The sequence below is a fragment of the Streptococcus sp. 20925_1_22 genome (assembly GCF_041431685.1).
Classification (GTDB): Bacteria; Bacillota; Bacilli; order Lactobacillales; family Streptococcaceae; genus Streptococcus.
Genome location: NZ_JAPVYE010000003.1, coordinates 137932 through 161594 on the forward strand (window position 1 = coordinate 137932; position 23663 = coordinate 161594).

General features: G+C 41.4%; 17 protein-coding genes. 3 read left to right on the forward strand and 14 right to left on the reverse strand.

What is annotated here, in order from left to right; translation table 11 throughout:
* Positions 1 to 100: 100 nt before the first annotated feature.
* Positions 101 to 1477, reverse strand: coding sequence for a H2O-forming NADH oxidase (gene nox / locus O3621_RS05115; protein ID WP_371513827.1), 1377 nt, complete (start codon positions 1475 to 1477; stop codon positions 101 to 103).
* A 258-nt stretch (positions 1478 to 1735) separates the two neighbouring features.
* On the opposite strand from nox, the gene O3621_RS05120 reads away from it, so the two are divergent.
* The 3 genes from O3621_RS05120 to O3621_RS05130 all read left to right on the forward strand — a co-directional run bounded on the left by O3621_RS05120 (position 1736) and on the right by O3621_RS05130 (position 4710).
* The gene (locus tag O3621_RS05120; RefSeq protein ID WP_314449704.1) at positions 1736 to 2671 is read left to right on the forward strand and encodes an FAD:protein FMN transferase; all 936 of its coding nucleotides are present in this window, start codon (positions 1736 to 1738) and stop codon (positions 2669 to 2671) included.
* A 171-nt stretch (positions 2672 to 2842) separates the two neighbouring features.
* A complete protein-coding gene (locus O3621_RS05125; protein ID WP_002906610.1) occupies positions 2843 to 3448 on the forward strand; it encodes an NADPH-dependent FMN reductase in 606 nt (201 codons plus the stop codon).
* 17 nt (positions 3449 to 3465) lie between these two features.
* Positions 3466 to 4710 (forward strand): NAD(P)H-dependent oxidoreductase, encoded by a 1245-nt coding sequence (locus tag O3621_RS05130; protein WP_002904464.1) that lies wholly within the window; start codon positions 3466 to 3468, stop codon positions 4708 to 4710.
* 50 nt (positions 4711 to 4760) lie between these two features.
* On the opposite strand, the gene sdbB is transcribed toward O3621_RS05130, so the two are convergent.
* The 13 genes from sdbB to O3621_RS05195 all read right to left on the reverse strand — a co-directional run bounded on the left by sdbB (position 4761) and on the right by O3621_RS05195 (position 23380).
* Positions 4761 to 5336 carry a thiol-disulfide oxidoreductase-associated lipoprotein SdbB gene (gene sdbB, locus O3621_RS05135; RefSeq protein ID WP_002909783.1) on the reverse strand — a complete coding sequence of 192 codons (576 nt, stop codon included), beginning with the start codon at positions 5334 to 5336 and terminating at the stop codon, positions 4761 to 4763.
* A gap of 14 nt (positions 5337 to 5350) precedes the next feature.
* Positions 5351 to 6058, reverse strand: coding sequence for a thiol-disulfide oxidoreductase-associated membrane protein CcdA2 (gene ccdA2, locus O3621_RS05140; protein ID WP_002909784.1), 708 nt, complete (start codon positions 6056 to 6058; stop codon positions 5351 to 5353).
* 221 nt (positions 6059 to 6279) lie between these two features.
* The gene (locus O3621_RS05145; protein ID WP_314449705.1) at positions 6280 to 7983 is read right to left on the reverse strand and encodes a sensor histidine kinase; all 1704 of its coding nucleotides are present in this window, start codon (positions 7981 to 7983) and stop codon (positions 6280 to 6282) included.
* Positions 7980 to 8714: a response regulator gene (locus tag O3621_RS05150; RefSeq protein WP_032911153.1), complete on the reverse strand. Its 735-nt coding sequence runs from the start codon at positions 8712 to 8714 to the stop codon at positions 7980 to 7982. The genes O3621_RS05145 and O3621_RS05150 overlap by 4 nt, the downstream gene beginning before the upstream one ends.
* A gap of 59 nt (positions 8715 to 8773) precedes the next feature.
* Positions 8774 to 9883, reverse strand: coding sequence for a peptide-methionine (R)-S-oxide reductase MsrB (gene msrB / locus O3621_RS05155; RefSeq protein WP_032915468.1), 1110 nt, complete (start codon positions 9881 to 9883; stop codon positions 8774 to 8776).
* Positions 9884 to 9898: 15 nt separating this feature from the next.
* A complete protein-coding gene (locus O3621_RS05160) occupies positions 9899 to 10462 on the reverse strand; it encodes a redoxin family protein (RefSeq protein WP_125434623.1) in 564 nt (187 codons plus the stop codon).
* A 70-nt stretch (positions 10463 to 10532) separates the two neighbouring features.
* Positions 10533 to 10853 carry a hypothetical protein gene (locus O3621_RS05165; RefSeq protein ID WP_125434625.1) on the reverse strand — a complete coding sequence of 107 codons (321 nt, stop codon included), beginning with the start codon at positions 10851 to 10853 and terminating at the stop codon, positions 10533 to 10535.
* Positions 10854 to 10880: 27 nt separating this feature from the next.
* Positions 10881 to 11591: a thiol-disulfide oxidoreductase-associated membrane protein CcdA2 gene (gene ccdA2 / locus O3621_RS05170; protein WP_371513832.1), complete on the reverse strand. Its 711-nt coding sequence runs from the start codon at positions 11589 to 11591 to the stop codon at positions 10881 to 10883.
* 156 nt (positions 11592 to 11747) lie between these two features.
* Complete coding sequence (brnQ, locus tag O3621_RS05175) at positions 11748 to 13076, reverse strand: branched-chain amino acid transport system II carrier protein (protein WP_314449708.1); 1329 nt, start codon at positions 13074 to 13076, stop codon at positions 11748 to 11750.
* Between the two features lie 401 nt (positions 13077 to 13477).
* Complete coding sequence (locus O3621_RS05180) at positions 13478 to 14032, reverse strand: GNAT family N-acetyltransferase (RefSeq protein ID WP_002921262.1); 555 nt, start codon at positions 14030 to 14032, stop codon at positions 13478 to 13480.
* A 54-nt stretch (positions 14033 to 14086) separates the two neighbouring features.
* The gene (locus O3621_RS05185) at positions 14087 to 15865 is read right to left on the reverse strand and encodes an ABC transporter ATP-binding protein (protein WP_002924812.1); all 1779 of its coding nucleotides are present in this window, start codon (positions 15863 to 15865) and stop codon (positions 14087 to 14089) included.
* Positions 15866 to 15878: 13 nt separating this feature from the next.
* On the reverse strand, positions 15879 to 17573 hold the full coding sequence (locus O3621_RS05190) for an ABC transporter ATP-binding protein (RefSeq protein ID WP_371513944.1): 1695 nt from the start codon (positions 17571 to 17573) through the stop codon (positions 15879 to 15881).
* A 416-nt stretch (positions 17574 to 17989) separates the two neighbouring features.
* Positions 17990 to 23380, reverse strand: coding sequence for a ZmpA/ZmpB/ZmpC family metallo-endopeptidase (locus O3621_RS05195; protein WP_371513835.1), 5391 nt, complete (start codon positions 23378 to 23380; stop codon positions 17990 to 17992).
* Positions 23381 to 23663 lie beyond the last annotated feature (283 nt).

Sequence of the window (23663 nt, forward strand, 5' to 3'; positions counted from 1 at the left end):
AAGCAGGCCTGATAAACAGATGAAATATAAATTTCTTCTTTTACTTTTCTTTTTACAGCCTCTACAAAAAAGTCTGGAAATTTATTCCAGACTCATTTTCTTATTTTGCTTTCAAAGCTGCTTGAGTAATGTAGTTGTACGGTTTGTTGAAGTGTGGCAAGAAGAAAAGATCCAGCAAGGCCAATCTATCAATTGTAACCTTTTCCTGAATGGCCAATGAGAACATGTGAATACCCATAGACATATCTTCTCTAGAAACCATCTGAGCTCCAAGAACTACACGTGTATCCTTATCATAGACAATCTTAATTGTAACATCATGATGCTCAACCTTTTCAAGGAAGGTTGGTTTTTGAGTATCTTTAAACTCAACTACTGCTGGGCTGTAACCAAAGCGTTTAGCTTTTTCTTCTGTCAGACCAGTTGAAACCATCTTCAAACCAAAGATTTCGATACCGTTAGAACCTTGAACACCGTTAGACTCCAATTCATGACCGCAAGCATTATGAGCTGCTACGATACCAGAGCGCAGGGCGTTAGAAGCCAAGGCGATGTAGTTTGTATCGTTGATAGAGTTATCGTAAACAGTTGCACAGTCACCGATTGCATAAACATCTTTGATGCTAGTTTCTTGCTTCTTATCTACCAAGAAAGCACCATTGCGGAATGTTTCCAGCTTGCCAGCACCAAGACCAGTGTTTGGACGGAAGCCAACTGCCAAGACAACCATATCTACATCATAGCTAGCCTTATCTGTTACAATGCGTTCTACTTTGCTTTCACCCTCAATAGCCTGAACAGTTTGACCGAAGGCTAATTGAACACCATTGTCTTCAAGGTTTTGACGCATCATATCAGACAAGTCGTGGTCATAGTAACCTGCCAAGCAAGTATCCACAACATCAATCAGAATCACTTCTTTACCAAGACGTTTGAAGGCTTCTGCCAACTCAACCCCAATATAACCAGCACCTACTACTGCCACACGTTCGATATGTTTGCTCTTGTCTTGCAATTTTTCAATAACATCTGCAGCATTTTGATACAATTTTACGAACTGCAGATTTTCTAAGGTTGACTTAAATTCGCGGCTGTTAGGATCCAGCTCAGCACCTTTAATCGGAGGCAGAATTGGCTGAGAACCTGTAGCTAAAATCAATTTGTCATAAGACTCTACATGCTCTTTGCCATCAACAATAGCTGTAACTTTTTTCGCATCATAATCAATTGACTCAACTGGTGAATTCATATAAACTTTTGCGCCTTTTGCTTCAAAAGTTTCTTTGTCTGCATAAAAAAGTCCATCTGGCTTGCTGATTTGCTGTCCAATCCAAAGGGCCATTCCGCACGCCAAGAATGAAATGTTTGAGTTTTGGTCAAAAATAACTACTTCATTTTCTGCACCATAATTATCCAACATTGTATTAATACACGCTGTACCTGCGTGGTTTGCACCAACTACAACGATTTTACTCATAAGAATAGTCCTACCTTAATTTATAATTTACTAGACAAGTATATCATCTCCTGTGAGCGTTTACAAGAAATTTGCTCGAAATTTTCAAAAATTCTTAGGCTACCTAAAAAGCTGTACCACCGCTGTCTCATCGCTTCGAAAATACAGCTTTGTGCGAAAGTTAATTTTCTGAAAATATAACAATTTTAAGATTGTGAAACCGGTATCTTTTTGATATAATAAGGCTAGAGAGGTTAATTTTAGAAAGGTTGTGATAATGTGGACTTTGCTTCTCGCTCACTCCATTTGATGGGGAGTACGATTTGTATCTCTCTCTGTCATGAGCGAGCGGAAATACTCTTAGATGAGGCGGTTCAACTGCTTCATGTCTATAAAAATCGCTTCAGTGCCAATGATGAAGACTCTGAACTTATGACTATCAACCATCTAGCAGGAATTGAAAGCGTATCAGTTCATCCAGAGCTTTTTGAGCTGATTGAGCTGGGAAAATATCACAGCTTAGCAGAAGGCAGCCACTTAAATATCACGATCGGCCCTCTAGTCCAGACCTGGCGTATAGGATTTTCAGACGCCCGTCTCCCAAGTACGGAGGAGATTCAGCAAGCTCTGGGCTTAACCGACCCAAACTTGCTTGAGTTGAATCCAGAAGATTGTAGTGTCTTTTTGACTAAGAAAGGCATGAAGCTGGATTTAGGCGCCTTGGCTAAAGGCTATATCGCTGATAAGATTAAGGACTATTTGCTTAGTCAGGGAGTAACTTCTGCTCTTATCAATCTCGGTGGCAATGTTCTGACGATTGGGAAAAATGCAGTCAGCCAGCGCGCCTGGCGAATTGGCATCCAAAATCCCAAGCAGCCTCGCGGCAAGCATTCAGCTATCTTAGCTGTCACCAATCAGTCAGTGGTCACATCAGGAATCTACGAGCGAACCCTTACAGTTGAAGGCCGGAACTACCATCACATTCTAGATCGCAAAACTGGCTATCCTATTGAGAATCATTTGGCTAGTCTGACCATTGTTTCAGACAAGTCGGTGAATGGTGAAATCTGGACGACTCGCCTATTTGGTGAAAGTCCGACATCAATTCTGTCTCAGATTGAACAGCAACCAGAGATTGAAGCATTGATTATCACCCAGGATAGTCAGCTCTTCTGTAGCTCAGGCCTTTTAGAGCAGATAATTCCTGCTTCTTAATTCTCAAAAGTGATAACTTTGCTGCCACACCAAGCGGCACCTCTATTACCCTATCTTTTATAAACATGCTCATTAAAAAAACACCCTCTCTTTCTTCTAGGTTTTACTTGCCTGAAGAAAAATAAATGTACACATGAGGGCACTGTATCTTAATTTCAGAAAGGAAATTCTATGTTAAAACTTATTGCAATTGTTGGAACAAATTCTAACCGTTCTACAAACCGGCAACTTCTTCAATATATGTCTAAGCACTTTGCTGATAAGGCTGAAATCGAGCTGGTCGAGATTAAAGATATCCCAATGTTTAATAAACCTGCTGACAGAAACGTGCCTGAATTGGTATCAGAAATTGCCGAAAAAATCGATGCAGCGGATGGCGTACTTATTGGTACACCTGAGTATGATCATTCTATCCCAGCTGTGCTGATGAACGCCCTAGCTTGGCTTTCTTACGGAATCTATCCATTGCTGAACAAGCCAGTCATGATCACTGGTGCTTCTTATGGTACACTTGGCTCCTCTCGTGCCCAGTTGCAGCTCCGTCAAATTTTGAACGCTCCAGAAATCAAGGCAACTGTCCTTCCAGATGAGTTCTTGCTTTCGCATTCTCTTCAAGCCTTTGACCAAAGCGGAGACTTGGTAGATCTTGACGTTGTCAAAAAATTGGATGCCATCTTTGATGACTTCCGTATCTTTGTCAAAATCACTGAAAAATTGCGCAACGCACAAGAATTACTTCGCAAAGATGCTGAAGAATTTAACTGGGAAAAATTGTAAGATAGGAGACCGAAAGAATGAAATTTGTTGGAATTGTAGGATCAAACTACGAACAATCATATAACCGAAAATTATTGGAATTCATCCGCCGTCAGTTCAAAATTAAATTTGAATTGGAAGTCTTAGAAATCGATGAAGTCCCAATGTTTAACCAAGATGAAAAATGGGATGAAAGCTTCCAATTGCGGTATTTGTATAACAAAATCACACGTGCAGACGGTGTCATCATCGCAACTCCTGAGCACAATCATACTATCAGCGCTCCTTTGAAGAGTGTCTTAGAATGGCTCTCTTACGAGGTTCATCCTTTCGAAAACAAGCCTGTCATGATTGTCGGTGCTTCTTACTACGACCAAGGAACTTCTCGTGCTCAAGTTCACCTGCGTAAAATCCTAGACGCCCCTGGTGTCAATGCTTACACTCTTCCAGGCAACGAATTCTTGCTGGGCAAAGCCAAGGAAGCTTTTGACAATGATGGCAATATCACCAACGAAGGAACTGTGAATTTCCTTGAAACATGCTTAGATAACTTTATCAAATATGTAGAGGTGGTTTCAAAATTGAAAAAACCAAAACCAATTGAACCTGAAGACTTAGACTGCGGAAAACCAATCGCTACGACAATTACAGAAGTTGATCCAGATGATCCAGAATGGGTGGAAAAAGTCGCAGCAATCACTGGCGCTGTTTCTGGTGATACTTATGTCAAACTCGACCATGGTATCTTGACCGTTAATCAAATTGATATGTTCTTGAAAGCTATGCCATTTGAATTGACATACGCTGACGATAACAATCAATTCCTCTACTACAATAACGCCCACCAAGATCCAGACACCATGTTTGCTAAACGTGTGCCACCTCAATCAGGTAGCCGCATGTCAACTGTTCATGGTTCTCTTCCACCAGCTCGGATGAAGAATGTAGAGTGGGTTATTGGAACACTTCGCAACGGAAATCAAGAATACGTACGTACAATCGTCCCAGGTTCACCTGCAGGCGTTATCAATACCCACAACTACCAAGCTATGTACTATCCTGACGGATCATACGCAGGTATCAATGAAATCGTCTTTAATTTCCAACCATGGCTCGACTGGTACTTAAAAGAAACTGGTCAACGTTTGGTTGGAGGCAGCGGACCATTTGCTCCTGCCGGAGGTCATGGAGACGCAGACGCTACTTCTGGTGCTTCTGATGCTGGAGGCGATGGAGGTCATGGAGACGGAGGAGCCGATGCGACATCAGGTGCTAGCGCTTAATTACCTTACAAACTAAAAAAGAATGGATGATAAGTCCATTCTTTTTTGCTTTATTTCATTTCCTTAAAAGCTGCCTCTGCATCAGTATTGCTGATAGCGCCAAACTGGATTTTCCCGATTTTCCCTTGACTGTCAATGAGGATTTCAGTTGGGATGCTACGAATCTGATAGGCTTGGAAAATTTTTCCTGAAGTGTCAAATAGAACTGGTACATCTTTATAACCTTGTTCTTGAAACCATTTTGGGAATTCCTCGGCAGATTTCTCTCCTTGAAGACCTGGTGCTACAACTGTCAAGATTTCGAAATCACGGTCCGTTTTACCAGCTAACTCGACCAATTCTGGCATACTTTTCTTACAAGGTCCACACCAAGAAGCCCAGAATTTTAGATAAACCTTCTTGCCTTTATAGTCAGAAAGTTTGACAGTTTTTCCATCCATAGACTGCAAAGTAAAGTCGGGAGCCTCTTGACCGACAGCTGCTTGGGTGACTGTACTTGTCTGAGCAGCCTCACTAGATGAACTGCTGGTTGTGGGCATAGTCATAGGCTTCTCTTCCTGTTCCGAGCAGGCTGCCAAAAAGGCCACAGCTGACACAGTTGCTAATAATGTAACGATTTTTTTCATATTTCTTTCTCCTTTTATCCAAAAAGTCCCGACAGGGTGTTGAGCTGTCCTAGCATCAGCAGAATTCCCATGAGAATAATCAGGGCTCCGCCGATTTTCTTCATCAGGCCCATATAAGGCTTGATTTTATTGAAATACTGCATAACAAAGCTAGATGCCAAAGCTAAGATTAAGAAAGGCAGGGCCATTCCTAAGGTGTAAATCAAGGTCAAAATTGCTCCCTGGAGTGCACCATTCCCACCCGAAGCTGCTAAGGCTAAAACTGAGCTGAGGATTGGTCCAATGCAAGGAGTCCAACCAAAGCTAAAGGTAATCCCTAGTAAGAAAGCAGACCAAAAATGATGTTTCTGACCGTTCTTTTTGAAAGTCAAGCTCTTTTGAATCTGTAACTGGCGAATATTAATAAGCTCCATCTGGTGCAAACCTAACAGAATGATGAGTCCGCCCATCACATAACGAAAGGTCGAACTGTAAATAATAGTTCCTAAAAATCCGGCTCCAAAGCCAAGCAAAAAGAAGACTGTTGAGATACCCGCAATGAAAAAGAGTGTTCTAACCATTCCCTGCCAAGCAAGCTCTCGGCCGAATACTTTCAGGGTCTTGACCTCCTTGTCATCCAATAAAATGCCAATATAAACCGGCAATAAAGGAAAAATACAAGGGGAAAAGAAGGACAAAATACCCGCTAAAAAAACTGAAACAAAAAATAAAGGTGACTCCATTTACTCTCCTCTAACTCCTTACCTAGAATATTCATTCATTTATCATTATAAATGAATCTTATAGATTTTTCACAAATCCGCTACGGTAATTTTCTTGCAAACTCATGAGACTAGTAAAAGAGATAATTTCGCTTGATGAACAGCAATAATAGTGCATTTTTTCAAACAGTAAAAAGCCGGAGAAAATCCTACCGGCTTGAATATTTTAAAACTTAATAGACCTAATCATCTGTAACTAGCGGTAAATAAAGACTAATCTTGGTGAATTTATCTGGTTCAGAATCGATTTCCATATGGTAGTCGTCTCCGAACTGCAATCTTAAGCGTTGATCGACATTTTTCAGACCAACCCCGCCTAAGCGAGGGAGAGTCATGTCCGTAGAGTCGCGGAGTTCAAAACCACGGCCGTTATCATAGATAGACAGTATCAGCTGCCCCTCTTCTGCTGCTGACGTCACCCGAATCATGCCTTGTCGGTCAATTTCCTTGATACCATGGTAGATGGCATTTTCAACCAAAGGCTGAAGTACCAGCTTGGGCAGTTTATAATCAGCTATAGATTCACCCTCTTCAATCTCATATTGGAGCTTATCGCCATAGCGCTGCTTCTGGATAAAGAGATACTGACGAACGTGATCAATCTCATCTTTAAGAGCAATCTGTTCATGTCCTTGATTGAGCGCCAAGCGGAAATATTGAGCGAGTGATTTTGTTACCTCAACAACACGTTTGCTGTCATTAAACTCAGCCATCCAGACAATCGTATCCAAGGTATTATAAAGGAAATGGGGGTTGATTTGAGCTGAGAGAGCTCGGAGCTCATAGCGGCGGACATTTTGTTCTTCAGTCTTAACAGCTTCCATTAGCTGTTCGATTTGATCCAGCATTTTATTGAACTGCTGAGCCAAGTCAACCAACTCTGGAGAACCCTTAGCTTCTGCACGCAGATTTGAGTCACCTGCCCCAATCTTCAGAATGACAGCCTGCAGATTCTGAAGAGGCTTAATCCACAAACGCAGGACAAACCAAATACCAGTCAAGCACAGCAGGAGTGCTAAAACGCCCATTCCCACAAATGAATAAAGCATCTGTGACTGAAGCATCTGCAATTGCTCTAAAGAGGCAACGCCAATTAAAGTCCAGTCGCTGTCTGCGATATCAATCTGATAGACAAAAGCCTCTTTCTGGTCTGCGTAACCATCCTTGACCGAGATATAGGGCTGCATAGCTTTCATTTCTTGACTGGAGGAGTAAACACTTTTCTTAGGATGATAGACAAATTCATGCTGGCTATTGACAATAAAACTAAAGCCTTTCTTCCCTAGCTGAAGCCGATCCAGATAGGCTTTGAGACTCTTATAGCCAATATCCAGACGCAAAACACCGAGATTCTGCCCTGCTTCATCCACCACTTCCTGAGTGACAGAAACAACCCACTTCTCCTTCTCAGATGACAGAGACTCTTTGCGAGCAGGGGTCAAGATAGGCATGGCTCTGGTATGGACAGCTTCCTGATACCATTTTTCATTCATCATATCAGAGGAAGTCTGCATACTGATTTGAGAATCTGTCGAGACCACGCGCCCGTCCTTGGTAACCAATACTGCCGACACCAAATCCGGATCTGTCTCAATGATGGTTTTCATCAAAGACTGAACTGCCGTTTCGCTGCTTTCTTGATTCTGAGCAAATTTACGAATCGTTTCTTCCTTGCTTAGTGTAGAGGTGGTTTGCTTTAATTTCTGCAAATAGGAAGCAATGAACTGCCCACTTTGCTCCATGCTATTACGCGTCGTCCGCTCTGTCAGCTGTCGAATAGTCCCCGAGCTAGTTTGATAGTAAAGACTCCCAACAACCCCCAAGAGTAAAAGAACCAGCAGAAAAATATAGACAATCAACTGGATAAGAAGCGGATATCGTTTCATTTCTCCTCTCCTTTTTTAAACTGCCGAGGTGTCAGCCCGACCACCTGCTTGAAGCGCTGAGAAAAATAGTTCATATCTTCAAAACCTACCTGCTCTGCTATTTCATAAATCTTCAAATCTGTAGTCAGGAGTAAGAGTTTTGCTTTTTTCATCCGCTCTTGAATCAGATAATCTTGAAAGGGCAAGCCTAGTTCTTTTTTGATAAGAACGCTAAGATAGGACGGACTAAAACCCAATTGGAAAGCTAAACTTTTCAGACTTAACTCTGAATCAGCTAGACGCGCGTGAATAGCCTCTTCCAACTCAGAGTGCTGCCCCTGATCGACCAAGTTTTGAATCTGGGCTTTTTTACGTTCTTTATCAAGCTTGGTCTGCACCTTGGCCAACATTTCCTCAACATCATCCTTGGAAAAAGGCTTTAGCAGATAGTCATCTGCACCTAGCTTAATAGCCGTCCGAGCATAGTCAAAATCATCATAGCCCGTCAGAAAAACGATATGGCAAGTAGGAACCTGATCTCTGACTAGCTTGGCCAGTTCGAGGCCGTTCATCTGTGGCATATTGATATCGGTTAGCAGGATGTCAGCAGGATTTTCCTGAAATTTCTGCCAAGCTTCTCTTCCATTTTCAGCCTGGGCAATAACTTGCATACCAAACTGTTCATAGTCTACCAAGGACGCAATTCCCTGTCTTACCAGATACTCATCCTCTACAATCATAATTGAATACACAAGATTCAACTCCTTATTTATACTGGATTTATTATAGCAAATTTTCAATCAAAATGCTCTTAAACATAATCCAAAAGATAACCGTAGCCTTTCTCCTCCATCTCAGCTTTTGGAATGAACTTAATGGACAGACTATTGATGCAATAGCGCAAGCCGCCCTTGTCCTTAGGTCCGTCTGTGAAAACATGGCCCAGATGGGAATTTCCAACCCGACTGCGAACTTCCGTCCGTGTCATGTTGAAACTCTTGTCTTCTTTGTAAGTCGTTACATCTGGACTGATAGGACGGGTGAAACTTGGCCAACCGCAGCCAGAGTCAAACTTATCCTTTGATGAAAAGAGAGGCTCTCCCGTCACCACATCAACGTAGATACCAGCATCGAACTTATCCCAATAGCGATTAGAAAAAGCTCGCTCTGTGTCATTCTTTTGTGTGACAGCATATTCTTCTGGCGAGAGCTTGGACTTAATCTCTTCATCGCTAGGTTTAGGATAGCGACTAGCTTCGATAACTGGGTAAGCAGCTTGATTGACGTCGATATGGCAATATCCATTAGGATTCTTCTTCAGGTAATCCTGATGATAATCCTCTGCTTTGATAAAGTTTTTCAGAGCTTCTTTTTCAACAGCTAAAGGTTTATCATATTTCTTAGCAACCTCATCAAAGACCTGGTTAATAGTATCAAGATCAGCTTCATCCGTATAGTAGACACCTGTCCGATACTGGGTACCCTGATCATTTCCCTGCTTGTTTTTAGAAGTTGGATCAATAATGCGGAAATAGTGAAGCAGAATTTCTTTTAGCGAAATTTTCTTGGCGTTGTAAGTAATGTGAACAGTCTCAGCGTGACCAGTTTGAGAGACCAATTCATACTTGGTCGTGTCTCCCTTACCATTTGCATAGCCTGATACTGCATCAATTACACCTGGCACACGAGAAAAGTACTCTTCTACTCCCCAAAAACAGCCGCCAGCCAGATAAATTTCCCGCTTATCCTCTTCCTTGACATCTTCTTGCTTCTGTTTGGCTACTGCTTCTGTCTTGCTCATAGAGGCTTTCTTGATCTGTTCAGGAGATGATTGCTTACCATTCCCCGCAATCACATAGACCAGTCCAAAGCAGACAAGCAAACCAAGCATAACCAGAAGAATTTTCCATTTGCCTTCCATGTTCATTGCTCCTTTCTACTTGATTTCTTTCAATGTTTTCTCAATATCTTCCTTGCTCATGTAGCCAATATGTGTCTTGGCAAGAGAACCGTCGCTTCCTACGAATAGAGCAGATGGATAAGAGCGAATACCGTATTCTTTCAGCAATTCACCCTTGGTGTCCATGAGAACTGGGAAGTCTTTATAATCCAAAGATTTGTACCATTCCTTGAAATCATCAGCAGACTTTTCTCCATTAAAAGTCGGAGACACCACCGATAGAACAACATAATCTTTTCCTGACTGCTCCTTAGCCAAATCATTAGTATCACCAAGAGTAGATAGACAGATAGAGCACCAAGAAGCCCAAAACTTAAGATATACTTTCTTGCCCTTGAAATCAGACAACTTGTAGGTCTTGCCGTCTACTCCTTGCAGACTAAAGTCCTTGGCCATCTTGGTAGATTGCTCAGAATCAGCTTTTGTTTCCATATTACTTTTATCACTTTTAGAAACTTCCGAGTTCATCTTCTGATTTGAACAGGCTCCCAAAAAGCCGACACAAAGCAGACTGACAGTCAATATCGATATCTTCTTCATCGTTTTCTTTCCTTTCAAAATAAGGAGAAAGCCGACAAAACTGACGACTTTCTTTCCTATGGTGGAATTCTTATTTGTCAGATGACATTTCGGATGAATCTTTCATGTCATCCTTCATGCTTGAATCACTTGATTTCATATCATCTTTCATGTCAGACTTGCTGTCGGACATCATAGAAGAGTCCTTCATATCATCCTTTTTCATTTTATCATCAGACATGTTAGAGTCTTTCATATCCTCTTTCTTCATGTCGTCTTTTTTCATATCATCCTTCTTCATCATGCTACTGTCATCCATCTTCTTCATATCAGAATCTGATTTTTGATTAGAGCAGGCAGCTAGGACAAAGACACTAAGTGCAGCGATTGTAAGTGTAGCGATTTTTTTCATGATGTTTCTCCTTTAATTATATAATATTTATCCAAATAATGATGCTAAAACGTTTAGATTTCCAAGCATGAGCAAAATTCCCATGAGAATAATGAGTGCACCGCCGATTTTCTTAAACGTTCCCATATAAGGTTTGAGTTTCGCAAAGCGCTGTAATACCCAGCCAGAAGCCAAAGCCATGGCTAGAAAAGGAAGGGCTAATCCAAGTGTATAAACCAACATAAGCAAGCCTCCCTGAAGAGCGCCGTTGCCTCCTGAAGCTGCAATTGCTAAAACAGAACTCAGAACAGGTCCCACACAGGGCGTCCAACCAAAGCTAAAGGTAATACCCAAGAGAAAAGCGTTAAGAAAATCACTTCTTTTACTATTCTTTTTAAGTTGGATGCTCTTTTGCTTTTGCAGCTGCTGGATATTGATGATCCCCATCTGGTGGATTCCCAGTAGAATAACAATCCCTCCCAGAACATAGCGAAACCAAGGGGCATAGAGGACTAGACCTAGAGCGCCAGCTCCGTAGCCTAAAACCAAGAATACAGTTGATAAGCCAGCGATAAAGCAGAGCGTCTTAGCTAGACCATACCAGGAAATGCCTCTTCCCATAAACCGAACCGTTTTCGGCTGATCAGAATCCAGCAGAATCCCCACATAGACTGGCATAAGCGGTAAAATACAGGGCGAGAAAAAAGATAGAATTCCCGCCAGAAAAACAGAAATAAAGAACAAAAAACTTGTTGCCATTTCAAAAACCTCTCTATCAATTTCTGACTCTAGTATAAAATAAAAATCCCCCTAAAAATAGGGAGAAAGATTTGAAAAAACTTGAATTTGGTGTTATATTGCCTGAGATTTCTGGATTTGGCAAAACATCCACCACATTGTGGCGGATGTTATCTATTAGCTCTCCATCTCAAAACGCTCACTCTTCTGCTTGTTAGGCAAAAAGAGAGAAAGTAGGATTCCAACTAAAGCCGGCACCAACCAAGGTAAAGAAGCCTGAGCAAATGGAAGGGCATTTACAATATCACTTATCCTAGTGATATGGAACTGCTGCCCAAGAATACCCGCAAAGGAAATCAGAGTCACTGCTGCTACCGTCAATTGCATACCTATTTTGGATAGTGGCAAGAATTTATTGACAATGACAATCAGTACGATAACAATGGTAATTGGATAGAGAATTTGCAGTACCGGAACTGAATATTGGATAATGGCATTGAGGCCAAGATTGGCAATCGCAAATCCAATCAAAGTAAAGACAGTTGCGTAAACTTTATAAGATACCTTAGGGAAAGTTTTATGGAAGAATTCCCCAGTCGATACAATAAGTCCTGCTGTTGTCGTAAAGCAAGTCACAGTAACCATAGCTGCAAGGAAAATCTGTGCTGTAGGCCCAAAGATAGCCTGTGTCGCCTGCGATAGGACATAAACACCTGGATTGCCTTTGGCAATAATCTCAGCTGGAACTGGGAAATGATTGCCCAGAAACGCCAAACCGATATACATGGCGCTAAAGCCAAACGCTACCATCAAACCAACAACCCAGATAGTTGAAACATATTCCTTTTTATTCTTGAAACCTAGCTGGTTAAGAGTTGTTACTGCGATTACACTGAAGGCCACGGAAGCCAAGGCATCCAAAGTATTATAACCTTCCAAGAACCCTTGCCCAAAAGCTGACGCAGAATAAGCTTGCGAAGCCTGCTGATGTGTCGTTGTTCCGTATTTCAAAGCTCCTAGAATAACTAAGATAATAATCAAAAATGCAAAGACAGGCGTTAGAATACGTCCAATCCGATCCAAAATCTTAGATGGATTCAAAGAAATCAGATAAGCAGCCGCAAAGTAAAGTGTCGTGAAAACAATCAATCCGATACCTGTCATATTTTTAGACAGCATAGGAGAGATACCAACTTCATAGGCCACCGTCGCAGTCCGTGGGATAGCAAAAAAGGGTCCGATTGACAGATACAAGGCTACGAGATAGACAATAGCGAACCAAGGCGCAATCTTCTGAGAAATCTCGTGGATATAGCCCTTAGGATTGAGAGTTCCGATAATCAAAGTCAGCACAGCAAGCCCAACCCCAGATAGGACAAATCCTGCAATAGCTGGCCAAAAATGCTGGCCAGATAATGTTCCAAGCGAAGGCGGGAAAATCAAATTCCCAGCACCGAAAAATATTCCAAATAAGAGCAAGCCTGTCAAGGCACCTTTTTTAATCACGGGAAACTCCTTTAAATTTTTTCATGCTTTATCATTATATACGGAAATAGCCCGCTCCGCAAGGCTTTTAACTTTTCACGGTAAGTTGGTTTAAAAAAACGAAATAAATCGAAATATTTTTGGAGATTTTTAGCAAATTCCTGACTTATCCACAGATTTAAGGCTTATTTTAAAGCGATATAAAAAAGTTTGTTTTAAATCGTATGTTTCACCAACCTATCTCTATCTTTTTTGATGGTTTACTTTCTTTAAACAGATATACTCAACTATTGCTGAATGCGAGAAAAATACAATATTGTCCTTCCTGATCCAAAACAAAATAAAAGAGATTTTTCATAGTAAAAAGGTTGAGATAGGAAGTCTCAACCTTTTAAAAATGGCTATAAATCATTTAGCACTCTTTATACATCGCTAAATCTTCGGTACTTAATTTCGAATTCAAAAAAGTTCTTCTCTTGCAGCATATGGAAAATATCTCGATAAGCCTCCTCATCAAAATGATGTCCCAAATACAAGATTTCAAAGCTTAACCCTTCATATTCCAGAAAGGCATTGGTTGTTCGAAAGCCGTTACGCTTATAGAAGTCCATACGTGCTTGACGTTGCTCTAGATTGTCACATTCTTCATCGACACGTTCTACCTCTAGAACCATGGTTTTTTGATAAAACTCTGTCAGTTTATGAATAATTTCTCCCCCATAGCCATGGCTGCGGAGGTGCGGCATAATCGCAAAAAAGCTGACATAGAACATTTTTTCGTTATAAACTGCAAAAGCAAAACCAACAAATTCTTCCTCATTATAGAAGGCAAAGAAATGAGACCGCTTATCGTTTGTATAACGGAGAAATTCGCTGATAGGTACCCTTTCCTCTATAGGAAAAGCCTCGCGGTTTAAAGCCTCAACCTTATCCAAATCGGGAAATTCTGCTGTAATAATTTGACTCGTTAAAGACATTGCTACCTCACTTTGCTTATATTCTAGCAGTTATCAAATAATTTAGCAAACCTTTTAAACTTCTTCCGCTTTTTTAGAAAATTGACTCTGATAAAGGTCATAATAAAATCCTTTATCAGCCAAGAGGCTCTCATGATTACCTTGCTCGATAATCTGACCATCCTTGAGCACCAAAATCTTATCTGCTTCTTGAATGGTCGACAGTCGGTGGGCAATGACAAAACTGGTCCGCCCCTGCATGAGAGTCTTCATAGCTTTCTGAATCAAGAGCTCCAGCCGTGTATCGACAGACGAGGTCGCTTCATCCAAAATCAAAATCTTAGGATTAGCCAAAAGAGCCCTCGCAATCGTAAGCAACTGCTTCTGACCAAGCGAGATATTGCTTGATTCTTGGTTCATTTCCATGTTGTAGCCGCCTGGCAAGGTCCGGATAAAATGGTCCACATTAGCTGCCTTGGCCGCTTCTACAATTTCTTCATCAGTGGCTTGCAGATTGCCAAAACGAAGATTTTCCTTGATAGTCCCCTCATAAAGCCAAGCATCCTGCAGCACCATACCAAACTGTTTGCGATAGTCCTGGCGGGATAAATGGCGAATATCGTGTCCATCAACTGTAATCGCTCCTTTAGACACATCGTAGAAACGCATGAGCAAATTAATCAGCGTGGTCTTACCAGCACCAGTCGGACCAACAATAGCCACCATTTCTCCAGGTTTGACTTCCAGATTGAAATTCCGAATGAGCGGCTTATCTGCCACATACTGGAAGTCTACATCCTTGAAGCTAACCTGACCTGTCAGATCTTGATCCAGCTTTTCTGTCCTATCATTGACTTCGTCCGCTTCGTCCAGCACTTGGAAAATCCGGTCTAAAGAAGACTTGGCACTCTGCAGCTGACCAGCCAGCTGAGTCAGGTTTTGAATGGGCTGGTTAATCTGCCAGACATATTGAACAAAAGCCTGCATATTTCCGACTGTTAGGCGCCCAGCGATAACCTGAAGGCCGCCCAGCAGAGCCAGCAAGAGGTATGTCAGATCTGAAATAACATTCAAAACAGGCATCATTAAACCAGAGATAAAGCTAGCTTTAAAACCTACTTTCTGCAGTTTTTGCGTAATTTGTCGAAAATCCTCCTGCGAACTTTCTTCTCTGACATAGAGCTTCAAAATATTAAAACCTGTCAAATTTTCCTGAACAAAGCCATTCATAGCCCCCAGTACATCTGCCTGCTGTTTAAAGTAAGGCTGGGATTTCTTCACGATAAAGCGGGCACTAAGGTAGGTAATCGGAATCGAAACTACCACAATGATACCCAACTGCAGATTGAGCACCAATACCATGACGATAACCAAGATCAGAGTAAAGACTGCATTGATAACCTGCAGAAAGGACTGCTGCAAGGCGTTTGAAACAGCTTCGACATCGCTGGTAAAACGCCCCAGCAAATCACCAAACTGATGCTTATCAAAGTAAGAAACGGGGATACGATTAATCTTATGGCTAAGTTCATTGCGCAAGTCACGAATGGTAGCCTGCACTGCATTGGTCATAAAGTAATTAGAATAGTAAGAACCGATTTCATAAATAATCGCCCGTACAAAATACAAAATCATGACCCAGCCGACATAGGACACATTAATCTGGGCGCCAGCTACACCTTTAGCCATATCCAGCAGATTATTTGTCAATTCTGTAATGGCTAAACCTAATACAAAGGGCTCGACGACACTCATAACGACACTGAGAATTTTGAGGAAAATCGCAAAGGCAACTGCAAATTTATAAACTTTTAGGTAGCTCCACAGACGAGCGAAACTTGATGTGTTTTTCATGTCAGTCTCCTTTCTATTCCTCTGTCAAAGCTTGATTCTTCAGCTGCGAATCCGCAATTTCACGATAGATATCATTAGTTTCCATCAGCTCTTCATGCTTCCCGCGTCCGACGATTTCGCCCTGATCCAAGACGATAATCTGGTCAGCATCCATGATAGTTCCCACCCGTTGGGCCACAATCAGCACCGTTGCTTGACCTGTCACTTCCTTGAGACGACGACGCAGCACCGCATCCGTCTTATAATCCAGGGCAGAAAAAGAGTCGTCGAAGATATAAATTTCCGGCTTTTTGACCACCGCGCGGGCGATAGAGAGCCGCTGCTTCTGTCCACCGGATAGATTGCTACCTCCCTCAGCCAGATGAGTCTCAAAACGCTCTTCCCGGCTCTCGATAAAGTCCTTGGCTTGAGAAACCTCAGCTGCCTGACTCAGCTCTTCTTGGCTGGCTTCTTTCTTTCCGTAGCGTAGGTTCTCCGCGATGGTTCCGGTAAATAGCAGAGCTTTTTGCGGTATAAAGCCAATCTTCTGACGCAAAGCTTTCAGATTGTACTCACGGACGTCCACACCATCCACTAAAATCTTACCTAGTGTTACATCGTAAAAGCGCGGAATCAGCTGTACCAGCGTAGACTTACCAGAACCAGTTGAACCGATAAAGGCAATAGTCTCACCCGGCTTAGCCTTGAAGGAAATATTATGCAGCACAGGACTCTCCGTCTCACCTGGATAAGCGAAGGTTACATTGTCGAACTCCAGATACCCCTGTGTATCTGTCTCGGTTACACCATCTTCATTAGGATTGATGGAAATGGGCATGTCAATGACTTCCTTGAGCCGCTGGCTCGATACCGCCGTCCGAGGATACATAGTAAAGAGATTGGCCAAGAAGAGGAAGGACAGCAGGGCGTGAAAGCTGTATTCGATAAAGGCAACAAGATTTCCGATTTCAAGACTTCCATCCCGCAAAGGATCGAGGGCAAACCAGACAATGGCCACAATCATCGCAATAATAATCTGTACAAAGAGTGGCTCTGTCAGACCAGTCAGCTTAAAGAGCTTATTGGAGTTTTGCGCATAGACCTCATTTTCATCAGCAAAACGCTTCTCTTGAAATTCCTCTCTTGCAAAAGCTCGTATAACACGCAGACCGGTCAGATTTTCCCTCACATACTGATTAATCTTATCAAGGGTCTTCTGCTGCTTTTCAGACAGGGGCTTGGTTTTAACCGCTACATAGATGACCACGACTGCCAAGAAAGGCACTGAAACAGCTACAATCCATGCCAGAGACGGACTGGTCAGAAAAATCATGAGAATACTGGACAGCATCATCATGGGAGTAATAACACCCATTTTCAGGGTTTGCTCTGCAAACTGCATGAGAACAAAAGCATCTGAAGTCAAGCGAGTGACCAAAGAAGACACTCCAATCTGCTCATATTCATGATGAGAATACTCTTGCAGCTTGGCATAGAGATCATTGCGCATGTCCTGCACCATGGTCGTCGTTAGCTTCCCAGCCGCATAAGCCAGAACGATTCGCCCCAGCACTCCTAAGATAATAACGCCAAACATGACCCAAGCCCAGAAAAAGAGCCGATCTGTCTGCTTAGGATTGATTCCCTCATCAATCATCCGAGCCAGCACCGTTGGCAACCCTAGATTGACAATCACAAAAAAGATTGCCGCAACAAAGTCCAAGACCAGTCACTTAGGATATCTCTTCAAATAAGACCAAATGTATAACATAACTCCTCCTTCACCATCTATTCAAAAATAACTCACTCTAAAGCACTCAGTGCCTTTAAAACACAGAAAAGAGCGCGCAAATGCACGCCTTAATATGAATATTATAACAAAAATATGAAGGAGGGTAAAGGTCATTTTAGACTTTTTTCTGCTTATCATCAGCCTCATAAATGACTGTCAGAAGCAAACTTCCTGAAAGCAGACCAGCTACAGTTTTAATTGCTTGACTTATATAGAAAAACAAACCTAGTTTTCACTAGGTTCGTCATTTCTTATCTGCAAGAAGGTCTGAATCTAAGAGTAATTCAAGCACTTACCCAGCATCAACTTGTCAGACTTGCCATTTTACAGACTGGTTGACCGGCTCAAATCCATCACTTCTGATTTTCAAAGATTGATGTTCTGAAATCATTGGTTTGATCGAGGTAAGCTTTGAAGACTGCTTTTTTAAGCTTGTGGACAGCACTGTTATATTCTGGTTTATAGCCACTCCAAGAATACCAATTATCATTTGCATCTTTGAGCACTGCTTCATCCATTAATGCCTGCAACTCTCCCACGGTACTAATAGTCTTAGTAGCATAACTTGTCCACGGTTGTCTTGTATCATCAAATGTGACCTTGTTCAGGCTGTCGAACTTGTTTTTACGTTCTTCATACATAGCCTTCTTAAACTCAGTCCAATTATTAAACTGACCGTTGAAGACCTTGCGTAAAACCAAGTCATCTGTTACCAGACCTCTGGTCTTACCGTAGATACTGATTGTTTTTCCATTTTGCTTGGCATCATCTTCATACTGATTAGAGATATAAGGGACCATACCATCTTTGAAGCCCTTGGCTGCCAGAAGTTCATAAGCCATACGCCGTCCTATAAGATCTCCAGGCGTTCCTTTTTCGCTGCTTAATGCCGAATAAATCGGAGAGAAGAGTTTAATCGTATGGTAGCCATTTCTTTCAACGTCACCATTTTTGTACTCACGCGCTGAAAGAATATCATTTTCAATGAGACTGTCGAATGAATTTAATTTTTGCGCATCCGCCATTGTAATATTTTTTATCACATTCGTTGCGTAAACATCATTTCCATCAGCATCTCGTACATATTTATTCTCAATCTTTCTCAGAGCGTTCACTTTCTGCACATCGGACAGACGGTTCACGATTGACATTCCTTCTAGGTATTCCAACATATAAATGACATCAAACATGTTATGAACATAGTTTTGCAAATCATCCGCATTTTGGAAACGTTTAGTTGGTTCAAGGACTTGCAAACGAGATTTTTCAGTCACATCATTCTTGTCATATTTGAGAATTGAGTTGACCGTGATTGTCGCATCATCTGGATGGTCCGGTGCTTGCAACAAGCCCTTAGCGAAGAATTCTGGACCAAGTCCACTTCTTCTTCCATATCCGCCTAAATAGATTTCATTATCAGAATCATGCGTCATTTCATGGGTATAGGTAATGGCTCCGTCCTTGTCCAGCATCCGATAGCCCATGTAGTAAACACTATCACCAGTAGCATAGGCACCATGCTTATTGTGTACAACCTTGTTTCCAACCGGTCCAAAGAAATACTTCATAGCTGGATTAGAACTATCAAATTGTGCCTCCACTGTAGCCTTGTCGACAGTGGTATCATCTCCAAACTTATAGGCATCATAGACCAAGATATTTCGATAGAGCTTTTCACGGCCCTGCTCGTCTAATATTCTATACCAATAATCATAATGGTCGCGTTGACGTTTTGCAGTTTCCTGAGCATTATCCTCAACAAACTTATTAAGTTCTGCCCCTGCTCTGTGCTCATTATTTCTATATCTATCATAGGCGCCAAAGCCAAGACTGGATATAGTTGATATGACAAATACCGTTCTTTCAGGCATTGTAAGCAATGGCAGGACCATATTTCGGTATTTCCAAGTGTCGCTGGTAATTCGATCATAGACCCCGATAGAATACTTACTGCCAGCCTGCTCTTGTTTGACCCTCACCTCATCAATAGCTGATTTTTCTTCAACGATATAAGCCTTGGTTTGCTCTTTAAACCATTGATTATTTGTTTTGTTTGGTAAAAATACCTCTCGGTAATTGGCAAGCGTGCTGAACAAATCTTTTGTTGCATTATTATTTGCTAGGCTGATGCTATAAGCATCTACGTTGTTCTTGGCCAGAAGATTGTTAAAGCCAGATTTACCTAATTCAATGATCGTGTCTAGTGGTGATACGTTGCCCTTACCAAAGAAATCCATGTGGTACATGACTAAGTCTTTGATATTCACGTCACCATAGTTAAAGTTGTACCAGCGCTCTAAATAGGTCAAACCTAGAAGCAAGGCTTCCTTGTTGCGTTTGATTTTATCAACGACATAACCATTAATCGTTTGATTTTCACTGGCAATGACTGCATCAGCAGACAACAGTTTTTCCAATGTGTTTGCTAGATTTTCCTTCGTTTTGGCAAACTGCTCTTCTAAGTATAATTCCGTTAATGAAACTCCTGAAGAAATACCTAGGGTGTTTCTGATAGCATCTGACTGATAATCGACTGCTCTCAAATCAGGCAAAACTTCATTGATGATCGAACTATGACTATGCAAGAATTGATTTGGCGTATAGATGAGCCCTGTATCGCCCACGCGGTATTCTGCTAACTTACTAAAGTCAGATTGGTAGGTGAGATCTAGCTTTTCAGATGAATGATCCTTATAGTGCAGCAAGAGCTTATTAGCTGCCTCTTTATGCAAAGCGATATCTGTAATCACTTCATTATCCTTCATCATGACTGCAGATAGGACTTCTTTTTCATACAAGGCGCTATCTTCTTTTACCAGATTACCGTATTTGACAATGGTTGCCTTATTATAAAACGGCAGTAATTTTTCGATATTCTTATACGCTAAAACTCGACTAGCTTGATAGTCTTCTATCTTAGAAAAATCACTTTCTATATTTCTGCTAGTCAGTAAGCTTTCGACTTTCGGTACAGCAAGAGAGTTGATTTCAGATTTCTTACTTGGGATTTGAGCAGCATCAATCAATGTTCCTCTCTCTTCGAGCGATTCCTTGGTGACAACCTCATCCTTTTCAAGAGTCACTTTGTAGACTCTGTTCTCCTTGTTGCTATATGAGTCAGTTATTCGCATTCCTCGATAGTGATAACCACTAATCGCATTCCCATTCATAACATTGACATCACTAAGAACATTATGCAATCTTCCAGCATGTCTCTCTTCGTTAGAGTCTCTATCCCACAAGTAGCCAGCTATACCAGCAACGCTACCAAAGCGTTTGACATTGTTAATATTGCCCTCAGCGTAACTATTGCTGATAAGCGCATCTTTCTCGACAAGACCTGCAAGGCCGCCGACAGTTTGGTTTGTGCTATCCGCATTTGACGAGATGGTAATTGTAGCTTTTGACTTATCAACTACTGCATTGATGCCAGTCAGTTGACCAACTAATCCTCCGATATTGTACGGTGACCTCGTTTCATAGGAGTTGACAATTCTTCCCTTGAAACTGCTGTTCGCAATCTTAGAATTATCAGCCTTCCACACTAAGCCACCAATACCTCGTTCACCAGCCAGAACACCGTCTACATGGACATTGTTAATCCTTGTTGCATTATTGGCTTCATTTGCAAGGGCTCCAATATCCGTTTTCCCTGAGATATTTACATCTTTAAGAGACAGATTTTCTACAGTAGCAGCGCTCAAAGTGTCAAATAAAGGCTTCTTCAAATTGTAAATAGCATAATTTTTTCCGTCTTTACTGCCAAACAGCTTACCAGTAAATCTACCATTTATATAACTGCTAGCGCCATTTTCTAGTTCGACCTCATTAGCATTCAGACTAGCACCTAAATAATAAGTTCCGCCAAGATTATTATTTATAGCTTGAACTAGGTTACTAAAGGACGTAAAGTTTGTAACTTCTTTCTCTGCCTTTTTGGCAAGGTAAAAAGTATAGTTGTCCTCGTATTTATTGTCAATGTCCTGTTTTAATTTTTCAGCACTTGCTGTAATTTTATAAACTGGCTGACCATCTTTTGTGCTATCGACTATTGAAGAAATCGGCAAGAAAACATCTTTAAATTTAGATGATTTCACTTTCACGAAATAATTCTCTTGATTGCTTGGAACTGTATCCAGAGAAACGTGCTGCTTGTATTTTCCATCAGTTAGACTATACAGCTCTACATCAGATACATTTCTTAGCTCAATATTCTTTTCTGGTTCTTGCTTCTGCTCCTTAGGCTCCTCAGCTTTTTCAGCAGGATTTTCCGCTTCTGGCGCTGCTGATTCGATGTTTCCAGTATACTCTTGCGGAGGCTCTACCTGTTCAGGCTCAACTATGGCTCCAGCTTGAGGTCCTGTGTATTCTGGTAATGAAGACACTTGTTCAGGTTCAACGATTGCTCCTGATTGAACTTCTGTATACTCCGGCAATGGAGTCACTTGCGCAGGTTCGACTACCGCACCGGATTGGGTTTCTGTATATTCTGGCAAGGAAGAAACTTGTTCAGGCTCAACGATAGCACCTGCTTGAGTTCCCGTATACTCTGGTAAGGGAGTCACTTGTTCAGGTGACACTACTGAACCTGCTTGAACTCCTGTGTACTCTGGTAAGGGAGCGACTTGCTCGGGAGCGACCACCGCACCGGATTGAGTTCCTGTGTATTCCGGTAATGGTGTAACTTGCTCGGGAGTGACCAAGTTAGTACCCACTGGTTTTTCACTTGGCGCTTCAATCTTTTTAGTCCCTTTTTCTACTATTCTAGGAGTCGCTTCCTCTATTTTAGTCGAAAGAACCTCTCTAGAAACTTCCGCATTATCTACAGTAAAAATTCGAACGACTTCGATTTTACGGCCTGATTTGCCTTCTTGTTTTACTCTTACAGTACCTTCAGCTAAATCAGGATTCTCTTGTATTTGTTCTCCAAAGGATATCTCAGTTTCAACGGTCTCTTCTTTGTATAATAATTCTGACTTAACTACTCGGCCAGACAAGACTTCATCTTGAGGCTCAATTGTATTGACGCCAAGAGTTTGATTGCTTAATCCATTCTTATCAAAAGAAACAGAATAATCTAGCTTCTTATTTTGGTTTAAAGTTTCTTTATCTAGATTAGCATTCTGCTGATTATCAAGAATCTTATTACCTAATAATTTTTTAATCGATTCATCTTTTATGTATCCAACATAGGTATAGCCCGAGATCTCACCTGGTGACGGCAGACTTTCCCCAGCCGACACTTGATATTCGGCATTATACTGTAGCAAGATCCCATTTTCCAGCGCATCAACGGATAGTATCAAACCTCCTCCGACACCAGCACCCACCAACACAGTCAATAGGAACTTGCTTTTAACCTTTCTTTTTGACACAACAAAAACAACCAATCCTATCGTCGTTAACAGACCAGCTGCCATCATAGTATTGGAATTGTTATTATCGCCTGTATTCGGTAAGGTTTTTGCTCCAGTATTTGAGTTTAACCTGTAGACAAGATAGTAAGTCTCCTCGTTGCCTTCTGACATTTTAGGAAATCCACTTACAATCAACTCCTTTTCTTGCGGAGTTATTTCAGTATCTGTCACGTATTTATAGTGTACATTCAACTTTTCTTGCGCTTGAACAGAGTCAACCCCAACGATAGAAACAAAAAACAAACTAGAAATAGCAGCCGAAACAAGGCCGACAGCTAATTTCCTAAAAGCAAACCGAGTTTGCTTCTCCCCAAAAAACTTTTTCATAAAATCCCTTTCAAATCATTCTAAAAAGAATAACAAATCCTTTAACCAGAGAATGGGCAACAGTAAGCCGTTGCATTCATTCATCTGAATCCCCCTAACAAAAATCTGCTAATCTACAATCTCATATAACTTTTATTTTATTCATAATATCTCCTAAATCGCAATAATCTGTCTAAATTATATCATACAATCCTATTTTTTGTTAGCGTTTTAACATAAAAATGATTTTGGGATACAAAAAACCAAGTCTTTCGACTTGGTTGATTTCTATGATTGGAAACTC